We start from the raw sequence: 5,489 nt of genomic DNA, 5'->3' as shown, positions 1-5,489 counted from the left end.
AGCCATGTGAACTCATCTTTGTATTTGGCAGGAGTAGGAAACTTCAGCTTCTTCAAAGTTTCTTTGTTCTCTTTGTGTTGTTCGTATGTTTTTTTGCGTTCTGCAAGCATTTTGTTATAGACGAAACGAACACAGCCAAAGGTCTTTGCAAGAAGAACACATTGTGCGGCTGTCGGGTAGATTCGGAACTTATACGCTTTGTTTGCCATATCATTTCACCTCGCTTTACGATTGTTTAATAAGTTAATTTTACCATAATATGTAATTTAGAACAAGAACAAATGTTCTTGAAGCTTGCACCTAACCGAAATTTATCTCCCCCTTACCGTTGGGCTACGCCCTTCACAGGCTTGAAGAGGGAGACTTCTTTCGGAAAATCGTTAAAATGCGAGAAGTGGATCGGATTGTAAGTAAACATCGAAAAAAACTAACTCATATGAGCGGTCTTTGTAATTATCATGAATAGAACCAGAATACTAAGAAAGTCTAACTTAAATAATTATTCTAGAAAAATAATATACATATGAGGGACGAGGGGATTGTATCTTTTTATGCATTTATATAGATTAACAATAAATAGAACAGATCCTTTCGGGGGAGGTTGTATATATATTAAAACAATATAAATTTTTATTTAAATATAGAGATGAAATAGGGAATTATGTATAATTACTTATATATTTTTACTATTTAATATTTCGAATTGGTGGTGGTAATGAACATGCCGGCTATATATTTAAAACGGATTTGGACGCCATTAGAGTCTTTTCGTATTGCTATTTTTAAAGACATAGAAGATGGAGGGTATTATTACAGGGTAGGGCAGAAGCGACTTAAACGGATAGGAAATGCCTCATAGAACGAATCTTTACCTACATATATTAAGAGCCGCTCCTTTTTATGTTTTTCTTTTCGTTTTCTCTATTTTGCACTTATTCATATTGGTCAATGCCTTCTAAGAAAGGGCATTGACTATTCGTTTGAGGTTTAAAGCCAACGATGAAAGAACCTTTTATCTTTATTTATGAACTGTTTTAACGGGAAAGCAATCTACCTGTTAGACGAATCGGAAGCGGCGCTTTCCCCGTTCAGACAGCTTACGTTCCTAAAAATCATTCATAACTTGGCAAGCGGCGGAAACGTACAATTCATCATTACTGTACATTCTCCGATTCTATTGGGATATCCGGGCGCTTCCATTTTCAGCTTTAATGAAGAAAGAATCACAGAAGTAGAATATGAAATACGAAATGACCGTACATTATCAAATTACGAAATATTCTCTGCGAAAAGGTATTTCCTCGTTTACACGATAAACATCAATAAGGTGCAACCGTATCGAGGGGGCCATCTTGAAGGGTCTGACCGCTTCTACACGCTGCTGCACCATCATGCTCGTTTCTTATGTCGAATTTTTAAATTGGACTTATATAGTTTCTTCAACGTTTCACGCTTCATCTCTCCAATTGCACCGTATACTATCCTCTTTTTAGTAATATCAAATTAAAAGTCTCCATGCATAAACCTATCCCCAACCATCATATAAAATGGTACGATATAGAAAGAAAGGCCATGATTGGCATAAATGAACGGTGCTTTACATTAACGGCGGGGAGGGAGCTGGTTATGCCGTGGCAGGAAATAAAAGAGAAAGAGTATCATAACAAGGATGGTTTACGCATTACAAGTGCCCGCATCAAGTATAAAGGAACCTTGTATTTAACGGATTATGTGTATTCTGCCAAAGAAACGCATGAAGCAGCGCAAAGACAGTGGGAATATCCTGGGGCGGCGATAGGCTTTATGCTTATGCTCATTGCGGAGATACGATATGTGAAGGATCATGATGATAATTTGCTTTGGGCTATTCTGGCGGCGGGCGGATTTGTTCTTTTATTCATATCATGGCAGCGCGCTCTCGCTAACGTACCGAAATACGGCTTTGTTATGAATATGTCAAATGACGAAAAAATTCCGTTTTGGTTTGGGAGTGAGGAAAAAAGAGATGAGGCCTACTGGGCCCTGAGCGAAGCCCTTGCATATAGACATACATACAGAAGATCCGAGCACAGAAGCAAATGGCAAACGGACCTCAATCCAATATCTACGATGGAAATAAACCACGAATCGCCATTATATATCCGCCGCTCCTCCGAGGACGATGGTTATGAAGACGAAAACGAATAAAAATTCCTAAAAAAAGAAGCCAAATTGGCTTCTTTTTTGCATCTTCTCCCTCAAAAACCCCTCATTTCGTAAAGTTTTCAAAAAAATCTGTTATTTTTGTCATCTTAGTCCGCAAAAATGTACGGAACATAGCATATAACAGTAGTGGGCTCCATACAATGGTATAAACCCAACAAAGAGAGTGTTTGAGGTGAGAAATCGTGGATCAGTTCATCATAAATCGCAAGACTCCCAAATCCTACGAGCAGCACTCGAACTTACATCCAAGTCTAGCGCAGCGAGTCTCATTTCACTCTTCTCACATCCAATTCGGGGAGGCGAGTGGTGTGCACGATTACATCAAAGAGAGAACTATCAAGATTGGCAAGTATATCGTGGAGACAAGAAAGACGGTTCGTGTGATTGCCAAAGAATTTGGCGTGTCGAAAAGTACAGTTCATAAGGATTTAACGGAGCGCCTGCCGGAGATCAATCCGGAGCTCGCGAATGAGGTCAAGGAGATTCTTGATTACCACAAGTCCATTCGTCATCTGCGCGGGGGCGAAGCCACCAAGCAGAAGTACCGCAAGGAAGACGTTGTTGTCGAAAAAGTTGTCAAGCAATAAGACCTTCTCTCGGCCAAACATCCGGTCTTCTGTCATAAAGTTCAACTAACCGTGAGCAGTGTTCTCCTGCTCACGGTTAGTTGAACCAATCGGACCTTTACGGGCAGTGATCCCCCGCTAATCTTCTTTGATTGCGCTAAAGATGGGGGGCTTACTGCCCGTTAAGCGTGGGATAAATTTTTCGACAAAAATCTGTATCGTCTTATTACGTTTATGGAAAAGTTATGATAAAATTATAAATTAGGTATAAAAGAATTCGGTGCTCCTAAAGAGCGAGTTATCAAGGAGGAACAAGCTGGAATGTTTGCGAGAGATATCGGAATAGACCTTGGCACAGCCAACGTATTGATTCATGTGAAGGGTAAAGGAATTGTATTGAATGAGCCATCAGTAGTGGCAATTGATCGAAATACAGGAAGAGTATTAGCTGTAGGAGAAGAAGCAAGACGCATGGTCGGACGTACGCCTGGCAATATTGTAGCAATCCGTCCGTTAAAGGATGGCGTTATTGCGGATTTTGAAATTACAGAAGCAATGCTGAAGCACTTCATCAACAAGCTGAACGTCAAAGGCTTCCTATCGAAACCTCGCATCTTAATTTGCTGCCCGACAAACATCACATCTGTCGAGCAAAAAGCGATTCGTGAAGCTGCAGAAAAATCCGGCGGTAAAAAAGTGTATTTAGAAGAAGAGCCAAAAGTGGCTGCGGTCGGCGCGGGAATGGATATCTTCGAGCCAAGCGGCAACATGGTAGTGGATATCGGCGGAGGTACTACAGATATCGCAGTTCTGTCCATGGGCGATATTGTTACCTCCTCCTCCATTAAAATGGCAGGGGACAAGTTCGATATGGAAATCCTCAGCTATATTAAACGCACGTACAAGCTCTTAATCGGGGAACGCACATCGGAAGAAATCAAGATCAAAATAGGTACAGTATTCCCAGGCGGGCGCAACGAAGAACTCGACATCCGCGGACGCGACATGGTAACCGGTCTTCCGCGTACAATCCGCGTCGGATCAGAAGAAATCCAGAACGCCCTCAAAGAAAATGCGGCTGTCATTGTACAAGCTGCCAAAGGCGTCTTAGAACGCACACCGCCTGAACTCGCAGCAGACATCATCGACCGCGGCGTAATCTTAACAGGAGGCGGCGCACTGCTTCACGGCATTGACATGCTTCTTGCGGAAGAACTCAAAGTACCGGTTCTCATCGCAGAAGATCCAATGAAATGCGTAGCAGTCGGCACAGGCATCATGCTCGACAACATCGACAAGCTTCCTCGCCGCAGCTTACTCTAATACAGAAGCGTCATCTCCGGATGACGCTTTTTTTAATGTAAACTTCCTATATAACTATATACAAGTAAATAAAAAAACGAATTTTTATAGTGAGGAAAGAGCATCCGGCAGAGCATAGAAGCGGTCAAACCCTTTCCCTGTTCCATATAAGGGTAAACCAGAGAGAGGAAGCGAGTGCAGGCTGCCTTTTGTTCTGTATAGCAGCGGTTCATATACCGAAATTATAAATCATTTATATATAGTTCTGGGATCAATATTTCAACGGCATCATCGCACTAGGCACAGATGACACAATGTACGTAGAATTCGAATTCGTGGATAACGGCAAAGATCAAAACGAATTCCAAGGCGAAAATACTCATACAAACAAGGCAGGAATCATCCTTGCCTTGTTTGTGTTGTATATTATTACATATGTATAAAGAATTATGAATATGAACGTCCATACAATAGAAAACGAAGCAGAGCCTTTGAAAAAATCTTACAAAGTGCGAAAAAGTGAGAAAAAATGCGAAAAAAGAAGAAAAATAGATGTACTTTGCATTATTTTCGGGGATTTTACTAAATATGGTCTTTTCTTTTTAAGGTCAATAGCTATATAATCATAAGTGAATACGACACATGAGGCAAAATGCTTCAGTATGAAGTGAATACTGCATATTGCCTTTCCCCTAACTTGGTCATATACTCTATTCCACCTCCGTGTCAATGGTAAGGTTATAGCTTCCACCAAACATTTGCTTTCGGAATAGAGTGTATGCTTTTTTTTTGTTTTTTTTTGTTTTTAGCGTAAGTCACCTGCTACGACGAAAGAAGCGTACTGTTATGTATACCTCCAATAGGAGTGTCAGCGTACGTTCAGCTTACCGTATTGGTGTGTGAAGAAGATATGACAGCGAATGGAACTGCAATGGGAGGCTTGAGCCGCTGTATCTCGAAAGGGACTTGCATGGTTCTTAGGGGAGGAAGAGGCAGCGATGCCCCTAACTTACCCGACTAACCAAGAGCTACCTTACTAGACAGCTCTTGTTTACATAATCAGTATTATGAGTAGTTATATAATTTTCGATGTTAATTTGCGAAAAGTAAGGAATTCCACAGTTTTCGTTACTGTGGAGTCAAGAAAGTCAACATTTAAGCAAAACTTGATAATATTGTCTTAATACGATTATCAACTATCTTATAATAAACTTCTAATCCTTCTCTAGTACCTGAAATGATTTTAGCACCTTTTAGTTTGGATAAATGCTGACTAACAGTACTTTGATGGATTTGTAATTCTTCATACATTGCTTTTACATTAGTAGGACCTTTTGTAAGCATTATTTTTACTAAGCTTAAGCGGATGGGATGTGCCAATACCTTTAATATTTCAGCGATCTCTTCATAGTTTTC

The 5,489-nt window shown here is 40.5% G+C and carries 6 protein-coding genes and 1 pseudogene; 5 read left to right on the top strand and 2 right to left on the bottom strand.

The window, feature by feature from the left end; all coding sequences use genetic code 11:
* A partial coding sequence (locus H540_RS0121265; RefSeq protein WP_028402298.1) for a helix-turn-helix domain-containing protein occupies positions 1-209 on the bottom strand: 209 nt, incomplete at its 3' end.
* 815 nt (positions 210-1,024) lie between these two features.
* Here H540_RS0121265 and H540_RS35680 point away from each other — a divergent pair.
* From H540_RS35680 to H540_RS32485, 5 genes and pseudogenes are all read left to right on the top strand, one after another.
* Positions 1,025-1,507 (top strand): hypothetical protein, encoded by a 483-nt coding sequence (locus H540_RS35680; protein WP_028402297.1) that lies wholly within the window; start codon positions 1,025-1,027, stop codon positions 1,505-1,507.
* A gap of 119 nt (positions 1,508-1,626) precedes the next feature.
* Positions 1,627-2,187 carry a hypothetical protein gene (locus H540_RS0121250; RefSeq protein WP_028402296.1) on the top strand — a complete coding sequence of 187 codons (561 nt, stop codon included), beginning with the start codon at positions 1,627-1,629 and terminating at the stop codon, positions 2,185-2,187.
* Between the two features lie 326 nt (positions 2,188-2,513).
* Positions 2,514-2,792 carry a sporulation transcriptional regulator SpoIIID gene (gene spoIIID / locus H540_RS30550; RefSeq protein ID WP_034671624.1) on the top strand — a complete coding sequence of 93 codons (279 nt, stop codon included), beginning with the start codon at positions 2,514-2,516 and terminating at the stop codon, positions 2,790-2,792.
* A gap of 300 nt (positions 2,793-3,092) precedes the next feature.
* Positions 3,093-4,094 (top strand): rod shape-determining protein, encoded by a 1,002-nt coding sequence (gene mreB, locus H540_RS0121240; RefSeq protein WP_028402294.1) that lies wholly within the window; start codon positions 3,093-3,095, stop codon positions 4,092-4,094.
* A gap of 242 nt (positions 4,095-4,336) precedes the next feature.
* Positions 4,337-4,516: pseudogene (locus tag H540_RS32485) on the top strand (TasA family protein); the annotation flags it as partial.
* Between the two features lie 712 nt (positions 4,517-5,228).
* Here H540_RS32485 and H540_RS0121230 read toward each other — a convergent pair.
* A partial coding sequence (locus H540_RS0121230; protein WP_155891107.1) for an ArsR/SmtB family transcription factor occupies positions 5,229-5,489 on the bottom strand: 261 nt, incomplete at its 5' end.

The sequence above is a fragment of the Ectobacillus panaciterrae DSM 19096 genome (assembly GCF_000430785.1).
In the GTDB taxonomy this organism is placed as follows: Bacteria; Bacillota; Bacilli; order Bacillales; family Bacillaceae_G; genus Ectobacillus; species Ectobacillus panaciterrae.
This window is presented reverse-complemented; position numbering and strand designations above follow the sequence as displayed.

Excerpts from the sequence above, each read along its gene's own strand:
- H540_RS35680 (WP_028402297.1), top strand. The coding sequence starts at position 1,025 with ATGAACTGTTTTAACGGGAAAGCAATCTACCTGTTAGACGAATCGGAA.
- H540_RS0121250 (WP_028402296.1), top strand. The coding sequence starts at position 1,627 with ATGCCGTGGCAGGAAATAAAAGAGAAAGAGTATCATAACAAGGATGGT.
- mreB (WP_028402294.1), top strand. The coding sequence starts at position 3,093 with ATGTTTGCGAGAGATATCGGAATAGACCTTGGCACAGCCAACGTATTG.